Genomic DNA, 14568 nt, shown 5'->3' on the forward strand with positions numbered 1-14568 from the left:
ACCCCATGACCACCACCATCCATTTCGTGCCCCGCGTCCTGCGCGGCGCCCTAGGCGCAGTCCTGCTCGCAGGCAGCGTGGCGGCGATGGCGCAGAGTACTGATCCCATCCTGGAGCGCATCAAGGCAAAGGGAACCATCACGCTGGGTTATCGCGAATCGTCGATTCCCTTTTCCTATCTGGACGACGCCAGGAAGCCTGTGGGTTACGCCATGGACCTGTGCATGAAGGTGGTGGACGCGGTCCGGCAGCGATTGCAGATGCCGGCACTGAAGGTCGACTACATCGCGGTGAACCCGCAAAACCGGATCGCGTTGGTCGCCAACGGCACCGTCGACCTCGAATGCGGCTCGACGGTCAACTCCCTCGGCCGCCAGGCCCAGGTTGACTTCAGCGCCCCGCACTTCATCTCGACCACCCGGCTGCTGGTGCGCAAGGGCGCGGACATCAAGGAGGTTGAGGACCTCAACGGAAAGGCTGTGGCGCTGCCGATCAACACCACTCCCGAACGGCTGATCAAGGCATTGATCGAAGCGAAGAATCTGCAGGTCCGCATCGTTCCTGTGAGGGACAACTCCGAGGGTTTTCTGGCGCTCTCGACGGGCCGGGCCGACGCTTTCTCCACTGACGACATCCTGCTCTATGGATTGCGCAAGAGCGCGCCGACGCCCGTCGACTTCGAAGTGGTCGGCCGGCCCCTGTCATTCGATCCGTACGGCCTGATGCTGCAAAAGAACAGCACCGTGTTCCTCAGCCTGGTGAACGCCACCATCGCGCGCAGTGTGCGCTCCGGGGAACTCAACGCTTCCTACGACAAGTGGTTCGCGCCCATGGGCGTTCCGCTGTCTAAGGACCTGGCAGCGGCATTCAAATTGGCCGCACTCCCGGAATGACGCGATCCGCTCGGGGCTCATGATGAACTACGCATGGAATTGGAATGTCCTTTTCGAGGAGCCTTACGCGGGCTGGCTGATCTCCGGGCTGCAAGCGACGGTGCTGATCTCGCTCGCAGCCTGGGCCATCGCCGTCGTGATCGGCCTGGCGCTGGGCGTGCTGGGCTCGCTGCCCGGCCGCATACGGTGGTTGTTGACGGTCTACGTTTCGGTATTCAGGAACGTGCCGCTCCTGGTTCAGTTGTTCATCTGGTTCTTCGTGGTGCCGGAACTGCTGCCGGGAGAGGTCGGTCGATGGCTGAAGCGTGATCTGCCGATGCCGGAGATCTGGACGGCGATTGCCGCCCTGGGCTTGTTCACCGCCGCGCGCGTGGCGGTACAGGTCCGCTCCGGCATCGCCGCATTGCCGCGCGGACAACGGCTCGCGGCCTACGCCAGCGGCATGACGCTGGCGCAGGCCTATCGCTACATCCTGCTGCCCCAGGCGCTGCGGCTGGTCCTGCCGCCGATGACCTCGGAGTTTCTTACGGTCTTCAAGAACTCCGCCTTGGCGCTGACCATAGGCGTATTCGAGATGACGGCGCAGAGCCGCCAGATCGAGAGCTATACCTTCAGCGGCTTTGAAGCATTTACCGCCGCCACCCTGGTGTACCTCTCCATCGCCCTATGCGTCACCGCAGGCATGCGCAGCCTGGAAAAGAAGCTGCTGATCCCAGGCACCCAAGGAGGACGGATATGAATGGCGTATTCGACGTCTCGGTCATCGTGAAGGCGTGGCCGTTTCTGCTGGAGGGGCTGGGGCTGAGTCTGCTGCTGACCCTGGTGGCGATGGCCGGCGGCCTCGTGCTTGGCCTGCTGCTGGCGCTTGCGCGCCTCTCCAGGCATGCGCTGCTCGCGGGAGCCGCTGCCGTGTATGTGAACGGCTTCCGCGCCGTGCCATTGATCCTCGTCATCTTCTGGTTCTATTTCCTGGTGCCGCTGATCGTCGGCAAGCCCGTGGGAGCGCTACCCTCGGCGTTGATTGCCTTCACGCTGTTCGAGGCAGCTTACTACTCGGAAATAATCCGCGCGGGCCTGCAGAGCGTGCGTTCGGGGCAATGGCAGGCTGCTGCGGCGTCGGGCCTGAGCCGTGCGCAGGCATTGCGCTTCGTGGTGCTGCCACAGGCGCTGCGCAACATGATGCCCGTGCTCATCACGCAAGCGATCGTGCTGTTCCAGGACACCTCGCTCGTCTACGTCATCTCGTTGCGAGACTTCATGACGTCCACCAGCATCGTGGCCAACCGGGACAACCGATTGATCGAGATGTACCTGTTCGCAGCGCTCGTCTACTTCGTGCTCTGCGCATCCCTTTCACTGGCGGCACACCTGGCTGCCAAGCGCAGGAGCGCCGTATGACATCAGAACAGCGAGAAGAAGCGCCCATGATCGAAGTATCCGGACTGCACAAATCCTATGGCGCGACCCCCGTGCTCAATGGTTGCGACATGGCGATCCGCCGCGGCGAGGTGGCCGTGATCTGCGGACCCTCGGGCTCCGGCAAAAGCACGCTGATCAAGTGCTTCAACGGTCTGGAGTCGTTCCAACGCGGCAGCGTGCGGGTCGACGGCGTCGATGTGGGCGCCGCTGCCTCCAATCTGAGCGATCTGCGCAGCCGTGTCGGCATGGTGTTTCAGCATTTCGAGCTCTATCCGCACCTGACCGTGCTCGACAACCTCTGTCTTGCCCCCATGAAGGTGCTGGGGCGAACGCGGGAGGCTGCGCACCACAAGGCCCGGGAATTGTTGGGCCGTGTCGGGCTGCCTGGAAAGATCGACGCGTATCCGGCCCAGCTTTCCGGCGGCCAGCAGCAGCGCATCGCGATTGCGCGGGCGCTGGCAATGGACCCCATCGTCATGCTCTTCGATGAGCCCACGTCGGCGCTGGATCCAGAGATGATAGGCGAGGTGCTTTCCGTGATGCTGGAGCTTGCCCAGGACGGTATGACGATGGCCGTTGTCACGCATGAGATGGGCTTTGCCAGGCGCGCCGCGGACAACGTCATCTTCATGGATGCCGGGAAAGTCGTGGAGAACACGCCGACGGACATGTTCTTCGCATCGCCCCGTTCCGCGCGCGCGCAGGACTTTCTGTCGCGGCTGGTCTCCCATTGAAGCTATCGAATCCGAAAATCCCCATGACACGAAACAGACCGAAGACCAGACCTGGCGCGTTCATCGCACACGAATCACTCGGCAAGATGCGCGTGCCCGTTTTTGACGATGTCCGCGCAGCGCTCGAACGCATCCGGCCTCATGTGGTCACGACGCCGCTCATGCGATCGGCAGCCCTCGATTGCATCGTGGGCGCGCCAGTCTGGATCAAGGCCGAGAACCTCCAGGTGACGGGATCCTTCAAGGCGCGCGGCGCGTTCAACGCCCTGTTGGGCTTGAGCGAGTCTGAACGGCAACGGGGCGTCGTTGCCTATTCCACCGGCAATCATGGCCAGGCCGTGGCCTGGGCGGCACGCTGTCTCGGCATTCCGGCAACGATCGTCATGCCGGCCGACGCACCTCGCAACAAGGTCGCTCGAGCACTGGCCCACGGCGCACGCGTGGTTCATTACGACCGGCGGCGCGAAAGCCGGGAAGTCATCGGCATGCGGTTGTTGCTGGAGTCAGGCGGCACGCTGATCCCTCCTGGCGATCACCCCGACGTGCTGGCGGCGCAAGGAACCGTGGCGCTGGAAGCGCTGGATGCGCTTGCGCCCGCGGCCAGGGCAAATCTGGGTACGTTTGCCGCGCCTTGCGGCGGCGGCGGACTGGTGGCCGGCTGCGGACTGGTGCTGGACGCCCTTCTGCCGAACCTGCGCGTGGTGGCCGTGGAACCCTGCGGGTTCGACGACACCGTGCGCTCGCTCGCCAGCGGAACCCGGGAGGTCAACGCGCCCACGGCGACCACGCTGGCGGATGCCTTGCAAGCGGTAAAGCCCGCGCAACTGCCGTTCGAAATCAATCGGCATTTTCTTGATGAAGCCTTGGCCGTGACGGACGCAGAAATTGCGTACACCATCCGGTTTTCGCTGACGGAGTTGGGCATGGTGGTTGAGCCGGGCGGAGCCGTGGCGTTGGCGGCGGTACTGGCCGGACGGCTGCAGTCAGGCGGCAAGGACATGCTGATCGTGTTGTCCGGCGGCAATATCGACATGCCGTTGCTGGCGCGATTGCTTCAGGAGAACGATGACACGGTCGAGATCGATCGGAATAGAGCCGCCGAACCATCACAAGTCACCCATTTTGTTAACACGACGAGAACGCCATGAATGCGATTGAAGAAAAGTTCCTGAAGCTGGGCATTGATAACGCGCCGGGCCAGGAGGTGCGGGAAAGCCACGGCGGCGAACGTCTGCTGCATGAAGGCGCAAGCCTTCCGGGCGTGGCCGTGGATTTCTCGCACGGCGACGTCAATGCCGGTGCGTTTGAACCCACGCCGGGGGCGCTTGACGCTTTCGTCCAAGGCGTTCATCGCGGCGGTTCCCAGGCCTATACCGAATACCGTGGCCAGTCGGCCATCCGCGAGAAGCTCGCGCTCGATCTGGCGGCGTTTTCGGGCCATCCCGTTTCGGGTGCCGAAGAACTCATCATCACGCCCGGTACCCAGAGCGCACTGTTTCTCGCTGTCGCAAGCACCGTGACTGCCGGCGAAAAAGTCGCGATCGTGCAGCCCGACTACTTCGCCAATCGCAAGCTGGTCGAATTCATGGGGGCGGAGATGATCCCTGTGCAACTCGACTATCTGAACAACACGGCGCATGCCGGCCTGGATTTGCAGCAATTGGAATCGGCATTCAAGGCGGGCGCCAAGGTCTTTCTCTTCTCGAACCCGAACAACCCCACAGGGGCTGTGTATTCCCGCAACGAAATCGGGCAGATCGCTGCGCTGGCCGAGAGGTTCGGCGCAACGGTCATTGTCGACCAACTCTACTCCCGTCTGCTGTATGCGGGGCAGCCATATGTCCATTTGCGAGGCGTCCCGCAGGCGGACGACAACGTCGTCACCATCATGGGACCGTCAAAAACGGAATCGTTGAGCGGCTATCGATTGGGGGTGGCATTTGGCAATGCCCGCATCATTCAGCGCATGGAGAAACTCCAGGCCATCGTCTCGTTGCGCGCGCCGGGTTACTGCCAGGCTGTGTTGCAGACCTGGTTCTCCGAACCCGCCGGATGGCTGGCCGACCGCATCGGAAGGCACCAGCAGATCCGCGACGACCTGCTGTCGCTGTTTCGCGGCATCGAGGGTGTGGCGGTCCGCACACCGCAAGCGGGCAGCTACCTGTTTCCGCAGCTGCCCAAGCTACACATGACTTTGCAGACCTTCATCCGGACGCTGCGGTCGCGGGCTAACGTCACGGTCACGCCGGGGACTGAATTCAGCCCGCACGCCGGCGACAGCATCCGCCTCAATTTCTCGCAGAACCACGAGGCGGCGGTCGACGCCGTCAAACGCATCGCGACCGTCCTTGAAGAACATCGTCTCGCTTAACCCAAGCCACCCCGAAAAAATGATCAGAAAAGCGTATTCCAGCGAATCGACGCCGCCGCCGGCCGGCACCTACAGCGTGGCCATGCAGGCTGGCCAACTCCTGTTTCTCTCGGGCCAGACACCGCGCGATCGCGACAACGTCAGACATGGAGACAAGCCCTTTGCCGCCCAGGCAAGAATGGCGCTCGACAATCTCGAGGCTGCCGCGAATGCGGCAGGGGCTAGCCTGCGCGACGCAGTCAAGGTGGGTGTGTTCTTGAGGGACCTGGCCCATGCGCAGGAATTCGACGCGATCTACGCGACCTATGTTGGGGAACCGCCGCCTGCCAGGACCTTGATCCAGTCCGGTTTCAGCGCGTTCGACATCGAGGTCGATGCGATACTCGTTCGAAGTTTCGCCTAATCATTCAATGATGGCGCGCGCCGGTTCCGACTGGCGCCGCCACCCTGGCGCAGGCCGGGAGCCGCGGGCCAGCTACACATGCACATCATTGGCCCAAGGCTCCGCCGTCAACCGCTCGGCCAGATACTCGATGAAAGCCTGTACCCGGGCCGGCCGGCGGCGCCCCGGCGGCGTGACGATATGCAGCGCGATGGGATCAACCTGCCAGTCGTCCATCACGGTCTCCAACGCGCCCGATTGCAGATCCTTCCATGCCAGGAACTCCGGCTGCAGCGCCAGCCCCATGCCCGCTTGCAGCGCGGGCGTCAGGGCTTCGGCGTTGTTCACGTTCAGGTGCACGGGCAAGGACTGCGAGAAATCACCATGCTTTTCATGGCGGAAACGCCAGCTCGAGCCGTTGCGCGCATACATGTATTGCAGCGCGGTGTGGTGCGCCAGGTCCTTGGGATGTTTGGGACGGCCCGCGCGTTTGAAGTAACTGGGCGCACCCACCAACAGAATGCGCACGGAGCACAATCGCCGTGCCAGCAGCGTCGAGTCCACCAGGTTGGAGATCCGCAGCGCCAGGTCGAAGCGTTCCGACACCAGGTCCGCCTGCTTGTCGCTGAATTCGATTTCCAGGGCGACGTCGGGATTGTCCTGCATGAACGGAGGCAGCATCGGCGCCAGATGGGTGACACCAAAGGACATGGGAGCCGACAGCCTGATCTTGCCGCGCAGGCTGCTTGATTTTTCGGTGACCTCGGATTCGACCGCCTCGCCTTCCTCGAGGATGCGGGCGGCGCGTTCCAGCGCTGCGTAGCCCGATTCGGTCAGGGTCATGCTGCGCGAGGTGCGGTGGAACAGGGTCGTTTTCATCCTGGCTTCCAGACGGCTGATGCTCTTGGAAACCGTGGCTTGAGACAGGGAAAACTCGGCCGCCGCCTTGGCGAACGATCCCGTCTCGGCGACCTTGGCGAAGATCGCCCAACCTTCTAAATCCGGCAGCTTGCTCATCTCGTGTTCTCGGGAAATGCCCGCGCCGATGATAGTCCCTGCCTATGGCGCGCACAAGAATGGTGGTGAACGCAGCGCAGCAAATGCCTGTCACGCCATCGTCATCATGCAAGAAATGGAAAGGATGGAATTCCTTGCCGCGGGTTCTCAGGATCGCGGCCGCTCCCTACTATGCATATACCGACTGACGAGATGCACGGCCTGCTTCCAGCAGCGCTTCCGTCACCGACTAGCCGGCGCGAACCAGGATGGTTTGTCAGCAACACCGAATTCTTTCCCCCCGCCCCATTTGATCGTTTTCCTGAAAGAGAGACCTGCCATGTCCGCCAACAAGTACCTTGAAGTCCTGACCCCGCGGAACAGCCAGATCATCTTCATCGATCAGCAGCCGCAGATGGCGTTCGGCGTCCAATCCATCGACCGACAGACCTTGAAGAACAACGTGGTGGGCCTGGCCAAGGCCGCGCGCACCTTCAATATCCCGACCACCATCACCACCGTCGAAACCGACAGCTTCTCCGGCAACACCTATCCCGAATTGCTGGCCGTGTTCCCCGAGCACAAGATCCTGGAGCGCACCTCCATGAACTCCTGGGACGACCAGAACGTGCGCGATGCGCTGGCCGCCAATGGCCGCAAGAAAGTCATCGTCGCCGGCTTGTGGACGGAGGTTTGCAACACCACTTTCGCGCTGTGCGCCATGCTGGAAGGCGAGTACGAAATCTATATGGTGGCGGATGCTTCGGGCGGCACCTCGGTGGACGCGCACAAGTACGCCATGGACCGCATGGTGCAGGCCGGCGTGGTGCCGGTGACCTGGCAGCAGGTGCTGCTGGAATGGCAGCGCGACTGGGCCCGCAAGGAAACCTATGACGCCGTCACCGCCATCGTCAAGGAACACTCGGGCGCTTACGGCATGGGCATCGATTACGCCGTCACCCACGTGCACAAGCTGGCTGAGCGCGTCCAGCACGGCGAACGCATCGGCCCCAACCCCGCCAAGTAAACCGCAAGCCGGGCCGGCCAGACAGATTCTGGTCGACCCGGCATTCTGCTTTTGAACACGGCGGGCGGCGGGACTTGCGGGTCCGAAAGCTGCCTGGCGCGACCCAGGAGAGTCCCATGCCAGACCAGAAGAGCAACGCGACGCGCGGCACCTTCGCGCCCTTGCGCCAGTCCGTGTTCGCCGTCCTGTGGGCCGCGACGGTGCTGGGCAATGTAGGAAGCTTCATGCGGGACGTGGCCAGCTCCTGGCTGGTGACCGACCTGTCGGCCAGCCCGACCGCGGTGGCGCTGATCCAGACGGCCGCGACCTTGCCGATTTTCCTGCTGGCGATTCCGGCCGGCGTGCTTTCCGACATTCTGGATCGCCGCCGCTTCCTGATATTCGTGCAGCTGCTGCTGGCCTCGGTAAGCGGCACGTTGCTGCTGCTGTCGCACTTCGGCGCGCTGACCGTCGATTACCTGATCGCGCTGACCTTTGTCGGCGGTATCGGCGCGGCATTGATGGGGCCCACCTGGCAATCCATCGTGCCTGAACTCGTGCCCCGCGAGGAGCTCAAGGGCGCTGTCGCGCTGAACTCGCTGGGCATCAACATCGCGCGCGCCATCGGTCCGGCGGCGGGCGGGTTGATCCTGGCCAGCTTCGGCGCGGCGGTCACTTACGGGCTGGACGTGCTGAGCTACGTGTTCGTCATCGCCGCCTTGCTGTGGTGGAAACGTCCGGTGGCCGTCGACAGTGGGCTGTCGGAGAACTTTTTCGGCGCGTTCCGCGCGGGCCTGCGCTATACGCGGGCCAGCAAGGAGCTGCATCGCGTACTGCTGCGCGCCGCCGTCTTTTTCCTGTTCGCCAGCGCGGTCTGGGCGCTGCTGCCCCTGGTGGCGCGACAGATGCTTGGAGGTACTGCCGGCTTCTACGGCGTGCTGCTGGGTGCGGTGGGCGCGGGCGCGATCATCGGCGCCCTGGTCATGCCCAAGCTCAGCGCCCGCCTGAATACGGACGGGCTGGTGCTGTTGGCTTCCGTGGCCAGTGCGGCGGTCATGGCGGGGCTGGTGTTTGCGCCGCCCCAGTGGCTGGCCGTGCTGCTGCTGGTGGTGCTGGGCATGGGCTGGATTACCGCGCTTACCACGTTCAACGGCGTGGCCCAGGCCATCCTGCCCAACTGGGTGCGGGGCCGCGGGCTGGCCGTATATCTGATGGTCTTCAACGGCGCGATGGCCGCCGGCAGCCTGGGCTGGGGTTTGGTGGCGCGGGAAATCGGCGTGCCCTATGCGCTGGCGGTCAGCGCCGCAGGCCTGGTGGTGGTGGCGCTGTTGTTCCATCGCGTGCGCCTGCCGATCGGCGAAGCGGATCTGCAGGCGTCGAATCACTGGCCGGAGCCGCTGCTCGCCGAGCCGGTCGCCAATGATCGCGGCCCGGTGCTGGTGCAGGTCGAATACCGCATCCGCCAGGAAGACCGGCCCGCCTTTCTCGAAGCAATGAAGCGCCTGTCGCAAGAGCGCTTGCGCGACGGGGCCTATGCCTGGGGCGTGGTCGAGCATACCGGCGATCCGCAGCGGGTGGTCGAGTGGTTCTTCGTCGAATCCTGGGCTGAGCATTTGCGTCAGCATCATCGGGTGTCGCACGCCGACGCCGATCTGCAAGCCGAGGCGCTGCGCTTCCATATGGGGCCGGACAAGCCCGAGGTGCATCACTTCCTGGCCTTGAAGCACTGACGGGCAGCAGCGGGAGCCAGCTCATGAACCATACGACGCCTGCTGTCGCGCAGGCCGGCAACCGGAACGCGGAGGCGCGCCATGGTTGAGCGCCGTCCTCTTGCAAGCCTGGGGCATGCCCGTCGCGGCTGGCTTGACGTGAAGCACCATTTTTCTTTCGCCGCTTACCAGGATCCGGAGCGCATGAACTGGGGTGCGCTGCGCGCCTGGAACGACGAAACCATCGCGCCGGGCTCGGGCTTTCCGCCTTTGCTGCATGCGGACGTGGAAATCATCACCTGCGTGCGGCAAGGCGCGCTCACTCATGAAGATGATCTGGGCAACCGCGGACGCACGGGCGTCGGCGAGGTGCAGGTCATGAGCGCGGGCAGCGGAATGACGCACGCCGAATTCAACATGGAAGGCGGACCCGCGCAGGTGTTCGAGATCTGGATCGAGCCGGATCGCCGCGGCGCGCCGCCGAGTTGGGGCAGGAAGTCCTTTACGCGCGAAGCCTGCAAGGGCCGGTTCATCACGCTGGCCAGCGGCATGGACGGCGACGAAGACGCGCTGCCCATCCGCAGCGATGCGCGGGTGCTTGCGCTGGCGCTGAAGGCGGGCGAGGACGCCACCTATCGTTTTGCGCGCGGCGCGCGGCGCGGCTACCTGGTTGCCTCCAAGGGCAGATTGAAGGTCAACGGCGTGGAGATCGGGCTGGGTGACGGCGCGGCCATCCGCGACGAAACGGAGCTGCGCCTGATGGCCCTGGACGACGCGGAAATCCTCCTGGCCGACACGCACGCCTGAGCGGCATCCTTTTCCTATCCATCGACACAATGAGGATACACATGAAGATCTATCTGCTTTCCCTGGGCGCCGGGCTGCTGGTCGGCGTGGTCTACAGCCTGCTGCAGGTCCGCTCGCCCGCCCCGCCCCTTGTGGCCCTGATCGGCTTGCTCGGCATATTGGTTGGCGAGCAGATCGTTCCGGTGGGCCGGCAGTTGCTCAACGGAACCGCCTTTGTCGCCGCCTGCGACAAGGAAAAGGCCGTCAGCCACGTGCTCGGCCAATTGCCCGGCCGCCATCAGGCTCAGGACAAGGAACACGGCTGAGCCGGTTCCCGCATCAAAGGAGATATTGCATGCCTACACGCCGCGATCTCATCGGTGTTGCTTCCGCCCTGGCGCTCAACGGGATGTTGGGACGCCACGCCATTGCCAGTTCGAAAGGAGAACCCAATATGTCCAACGCTACGCCGGATGTCATTTTCCACAATGGCCGCATCACCACGCTGGATCGCAGCAAACCGCAGGCCAGCGCCGTCGCGATCAAGAACGGCCGGTTCGTGGCCGTCGGGACCGATGCCGAAATCATGCCGCTGGCGGGGGCAGGCACCCGCGTCGTCGATCTGAAGCGCCGCGCAGCCTTGCCTGGTCTGTACGACAACCATACCCACGTGGTGCGTGGCGGCCTCAACTACAACATGGAGCTGCGCTGGGACGGCGTGCGTACGCTGGCCGACGCCATGGCCATGCTGAAACGCCAGGTCGCCATCACGCCCGCGCCGCAATGGGTGCGGGTGGTGGGCGGCTTTACCGAGCACCAGTTCGCCGAGAAGCGATTGCCCACGATCGACGAGATCAACGCCATCGCGCCCGATACGCCGGTGTTTATCCTGCACCTGTACGACCGCGCATTGCTCAACGGCGCTGCGCTGCGTGCGGTGGGCTACACCAAGACCACGCCCAATCCGCCTGGCGGCGAGATCATGCGCGATGCCCAGGGCAACCCCACGGGGCTGCTGCTGGCCAAGCCCAATGCGACCATTCTGTATGCCACGCTGGCCAAGGGCCCCAAGCTGCCCTTCGACTACCAGCTCAATTCCACGCGCCATTTCATGCGTGAGCTGAACCGCTTGGGCGTGACGGGCGTGATCGACGCGGGCGGCGGCTTCCAGAATTATCCGGACGACTACGCCGTCATCCAGAAGCTGGCCGATGAGAACCAGATGACGGTACGGCTGGCGTACAACCTCTTCACGCAAAAACCCAAGCAGGAAAAGGAAGACTTCCTCAACTGGACCTCCAGCGTGAAGTACAAGCAAGGCACGGACTACTTCCGCCACAACGGCGCGGGCGAAATGCTGGTGTTCTCGGCGGCCGACTTCGAGGACTTCCGCGTCGAGCGTCCGGACATGCCGCCCGAGATGGAAGGTGAGCTGGAAGAGGTCGTGCGCGTGCTGGTGCAGAACAAGTGGCCATGGCGCTTGCACGCCACCTATGACGAGACCATTTCGCGGGCGCTCGACGTGTTTGAGAAGGTGCATCGCGACACGCCGTTGACCGGGCTGAACTGGTTCTTCGACCACGCCGAAACCATCTCCGACAAATCGATCGACCGCATCGCCGCGCTGGGCGGGGGCATCGCCGTGCAGCACCGCATGGCTTACCAGGGCGAGTACTTCATCGAGCGCTATGGCGCAAAGGCGGCCGAAGCCACGCCGCCCGTTGCCAAGATCCTGCAGCGCGGCGTGAAGGTCTCGGCCGGCACCGATGCGACCCGGGTCGCCTCCTACAACCCCTGGGTGTCCTTGTCCTGGATGGTCACGGGCAAGACCGTGGGCGGCACCCGCCTCTACCCTGCGCGCAACTGCCTGGACCGCGAGACCGCGTTGCGCATGTGGACCGAGAACGTGGCCTGGTTCTCCAACGAGGAAGGCAAGCGCGGCCGCATCGAGCCCGGCCAGCTGGCCGACTTCATCGTGCCGGACAAGGACTATTTCAGCTGCACGGAGGACGAGATCTCCTTCCTGACCTCGGACCTGACCGTGGTGGGCGGCCGCGTGGTCTACGGCGCGGGCGAATTCGGTCCGCTGGACGACAATCCGCTGCCGCCCGCCATGCCCGACTGGTCGCCTACCCGGCTGTTCGGCGGCTACGGCGCCTGGGGCGATCCGCAGGGCGCCGGCCGCAACTCGCTGGGCTATCGCAACATGGCGGCCTGCGCGTGCGCCAGCTCTTGCGGCCTGCATGGGCATGACCATGCCCGCGCGTGGGCATCGAATGCGCCCAGTTCGGACCTGCAGGGCTTCTTCGGCGCGTTGGGCTGCTCTTGCTGGGCCGTTTGAGGGGACCCGCCATGAGTACGCTCTTTCAATGGGAACGGCGGCTGGCCGATATGGCCCGCCCGCTGTTCGGTGCGTCGATGGTCCGGTTCCTGGCCTATCTGGGCCTGTGTGCCGCCTACCTGCAGGGCGGGCTGGTGAAGCTGTTCGACTTTCCCGGTGCGGTGCGCGAGATGGCGCATTTCGGGCTGTCGCCCGAGCCCTTGTTCGCGGCGCTGGTGATTGCGCTGGAACTGGTCGCTTCCCTCATGATCCTGACGGGCCGGCTGCGATGGCTGGGCGCGCTGGCGCTGGCAGCCTTCACGCTGGTGGCGACCGGGATCGCGTTGCGCTTCTGGGAGATGCCGCTGGGACAGGAACGCTTCATGGCGGCCAACTCGTTCTTCGAGCACTTGGGGTTGGCGGGCGGGTTGCTGCTGGTGGCGTGGTTGGATCTCAGGGAGACCAAGTTTGGCGGGGCGACGTCCTGGGGGCAGGCAACATAGCCTATCTTGTCGGGCGGACCAAGGTCTGCGTAACTGGCACACCGGGGGCATGCCGCAGCCATAGGGCTACTTGCCGGCGTTGCGCGAACAATCCCGGTACTTGGCGCGGGCCGCGTCGGTCGCGACCCGGTCGCGGTCCTGGCGCGCGGCCAGCACTTCCGTCTGCAGCGCCTCGCGGCAGGCTTGAAGCTTCGCGTTGCGCTCGTCCTCGCGGGCCTTGCGTGCATCCAATTTCTGGCGTGCCGCGGCGTTTCTGTCTTGAATCGCCTGCGCTTCGATGGGATCCAGGGGAATCGAATTTCTTTGTGCGCGGGCGTCGCGAGCCATTTCGGGCGTGATGACCGCCTTGATTGGCGAGGCCTCGATGGCGCGCGCCTGCTTGTCGTCCGGGGGACACTGATCGACCGCATGGTCTTTCAGCCGGGCAAGGCCGCCGGGATTCATCGCAAGCAGGATGGCAATGTCCTGCGGCGGCCGGCCCTGCCAGAAATAGAAAAGTGAAGTCTCTTCCTTGCGGCCCGCGTACATGCAGCGCAGGATATGATTTTCAGGCTTGCCCACCCGATGATCGAATCCCCGCATCATCGGCGTTTCGCCAAAAAACAGGCGCGCGGGTATCACGCTGCCGGGCTCGATCAGTTTGCGGGCCGCGCCGCTGCGCTGGGCTTCCCAGTCGTCGTACTCAGCCTGATCCCGCAGGCGCCGGTAGGTTTCGTACTCTTTCAGGCTGCCGCTGCTGGCCAGGGCGGCAGCGGCCTTGATCGGATCCGGGGTCATTCCTAGCCCGGCCCCGACGCTGAAGCCCACGGCGGAAGTCCAGCTGTTGAAGGCCTGTCTGGCGCTGGGCGGAATGCCGCCGTCGAGCGGGCGGCCATTGTTTCCGAGCGCCATGAGACTGGCCAAGCGCTGGGCCTGGTCCCCGCCGGCACTGATGCGCGGCCACGCAATCATCAGGTCCTTCTGGAACAGCAACTCGCCGAACTTGTCGCCGGCCGCGGCGCGATCCGCGGGAGCGGCGGCGAAGTATGCGCGCCGCGCTTCCCCGACCCGCGCCTCGAACTGCGCCATCTGCTGGCGCAGTTCGGCGTAGCCTTCGACGGCACGCTGGACATTCAGGGCCAAATAGTCGCGGGCTGAGGGCTGGCCGATCCAGATGACATCCTGTCCGAAAGCGCTGGCGGCCGCCAGCATGCCAATCAGGATCAGGAGCCAGCGCGGCCGGCGCCAGACCCTCGGATCCGCTTTCCTGCAGACATATGCAGGTTCAGGATGGTGCATGGGCAAGCTCTCCGGATGTAGTCCGGCGCAGGGTGTCCGGATAGCAGATGCAGCCTTTCTTGGCGGTGGAGTGCGAAGAACTATAGGTGAACGGCCTGGTGGCGTCTGTCCTCTCTTTGGATGGCATGGCGGTCCGCAGGCCGTGCATATGGCCAGATCCGAGCCCGATGG

Annotated in this window: 15 protein-coding genes; 13 read left to right on the forward strand and 2 right to left on the reverse strand. The window is 64.3% G+C overall.

Features of this window, described 5'->3' with window-relative positions; all coding sequences use genetic code 11:
- Nucleotides 1-5 precede the first annotated feature (5 nt).
- The 7 genes from AC3WOB_RS17155 to AC3WOB_RS17185 are packed head-to-tail and all read left to right on the forward strand — an operon-like array spanning nucleotide 6 to nucleotide 5820.
- On the forward strand, nucleotides 6-893 hold the full coding sequence (locus AC3WOB_RS17155; protein WP_013390770.1) for an amino acid ABC transporter substrate-binding protein: 888 nt from the start codon (nucleotides 6-8) through the stop codon (nucleotides 891-893).
- A gap of 22 nt (nucleotides 894-915) precedes the next feature.
- On the forward strand, nucleotides 916-1632 hold the full coding sequence (locus tag AC3WOB_RS17160) for an amino acid ABC transporter permease (protein WP_492275949.1): 717 nt from the start codon (nucleotides 916-918) through the stop codon (nucleotides 1630-1632).
- Nucleotides 1629-2291, forward strand: a complete 663-nt coding sequence (locus AC3WOB_RS17165) for an amino acid ABC transporter permease (RefSeq protein WP_013390772.1) — start codon at nucleotides 1629-1631, stop codon at nucleotides 2289-2291. The genes AC3WOB_RS17160 and AC3WOB_RS17165 overlap by 4 nt, the downstream gene beginning before the upstream one ends.
- Before the next feature lie 26 nt (nucleotides 2292-2317).
- Nucleotides 2318-3046 (forward strand): amino acid ABC transporter ATP-binding protein, encoded by a 729-nt coding sequence (locus tag AC3WOB_RS17170; RefSeq protein WP_492275696.1) that lies wholly within the window; start codon nucleotides 2318-2320, stop codon nucleotides 3044-3046.
- A 23-nt stretch (nucleotides 3047-3069) separates the two neighbouring features.
- Entirely contained in the window at nucleotides 3070-4194 is a 1125-nt protein-coding gene (locus AC3WOB_RS17175; protein WP_492275697.1) for a threonine ammonia-lyase, read from the forward strand.
- Entirely contained in the window at nucleotides 4191-5417 is a 1227-nt protein-coding gene (locus tag AC3WOB_RS17180; RefSeq protein WP_013390775.1) for a pyridoxal phosphate-dependent aminotransferase, read from the forward strand. Before AC3WOB_RS17175 ends, AC3WOB_RS17180 begins: the two co-directional genes overlap by 4 nt.
- Nucleotides 5395-5820 (forward strand): RidA family protein, encoded by a 426-nt coding sequence (locus tag AC3WOB_RS17185; protein ID WP_237709964.1) that lies wholly within the window; start codon nucleotides 5395-5397, stop codon nucleotides 5818-5820. The genes AC3WOB_RS17180 and AC3WOB_RS17185 overlap by 23 nt, the downstream gene beginning before the upstream one ends.
- 72 nt (nucleotides 5821-5892) lie before the next feature.
- Here the strand turns inward: AC3WOB_RS17185 and AC3WOB_RS17190 are convergent, their stop codons facing one another.
- A complete protein-coding gene (locus AC3WOB_RS17190; RefSeq protein WP_492275698.1) occupies nucleotides 5893-6816 on the reverse strand; it encodes a LysR family transcriptional regulator in 924 nt (307 codons plus the stop codon).
- A 319-nt stretch (nucleotides 6817-7135) separates the two neighbouring features.
- On the opposite strand from AC3WOB_RS17190, the gene AC3WOB_RS17195 reads away from it, so the two are divergent.
- The 6 genes from AC3WOB_RS17195 to AC3WOB_RS17220 all read left to right on the forward strand — a co-directional run bounded on the left by AC3WOB_RS17195 (nucleotide 7136) and on the right by AC3WOB_RS17220 (nucleotide 13119).
- Entirely contained in the window at nucleotides 7136-7822 is a 687-nt protein-coding gene (locus AC3WOB_RS17195) for a hydrolase (protein WP_492275699.1), read from the forward strand.
- Nucleotides 7823-7938: 116 nt separating this feature from the next.
- Nucleotides 7939-9531, forward strand: coding sequence for an MFS transporter (locus tag AC3WOB_RS17200; RefSeq protein WP_492275700.1), 1593 nt, complete (start codon nucleotides 7939-7941; stop codon nucleotides 9529-9531).
- A gap of 81 nt (nucleotides 9532-9612) precedes the next feature.
- Nucleotides 9613-10317 (forward strand): pirin family protein, encoded by a 705-nt coding sequence (locus AC3WOB_RS17205; protein WP_492275701.1) that lies wholly within the window; start codon nucleotides 9613-9615, stop codon nucleotides 10315-10317.
- A 41-nt stretch (nucleotides 10318-10358) separates the two neighbouring features.
- Nucleotides 10359-10622 carry a XapX domain-containing protein gene (locus AC3WOB_RS17210; RefSeq protein ID WP_492275702.1) on the forward strand — a complete coding sequence of 88 codons (264 nt, stop codon included), beginning with the start codon at nucleotides 10359-10361 and terminating at the stop codon, nucleotides 10620-10622.
- Between the two features lie 128 nt (nucleotides 10623-10750).
- Nucleotides 10751-12637 carry an amidohydrolase gene (locus AC3WOB_RS17215; protein WP_492275950.1) on the forward strand — a complete coding sequence of 629 codons (1887 nt, stop codon included), beginning with the start codon at nucleotides 10751-10753 and terminating at the stop codon, nucleotides 12635-12637.
- Between the two features lie 11 nt (nucleotides 12638-12648).
- The gene (locus AC3WOB_RS17220; RefSeq protein ID WP_013390783.1) at nucleotides 12649-13119 is read left to right on the forward strand and encodes a DoxX family protein; all 471 of its coding nucleotides are present in this window, start codon (nucleotides 12649-12651) and stop codon (nucleotides 13117-13119) included.
- Between the two features lie 66 nt (nucleotides 13120-13185).
- On the opposite strand, the gene AC3WOB_RS17225 is transcribed toward AC3WOB_RS17220, so the two are convergent.
- Nucleotides 13186-14310 carry a hypothetical protein gene (locus tag AC3WOB_RS17225; protein WP_148260572.1) on the reverse strand — a complete coding sequence of 375 codons (1125 nt, stop codon included), beginning with the start codon at nucleotides 14308-14310 and terminating at the stop codon, nucleotides 13186-13188.
- Nucleotides 14311-14568: the final 258 nt, after the last annotated feature.

The organism is Achromobacter sp. FW305-C-30-7, from assembly GCF_058783105.1.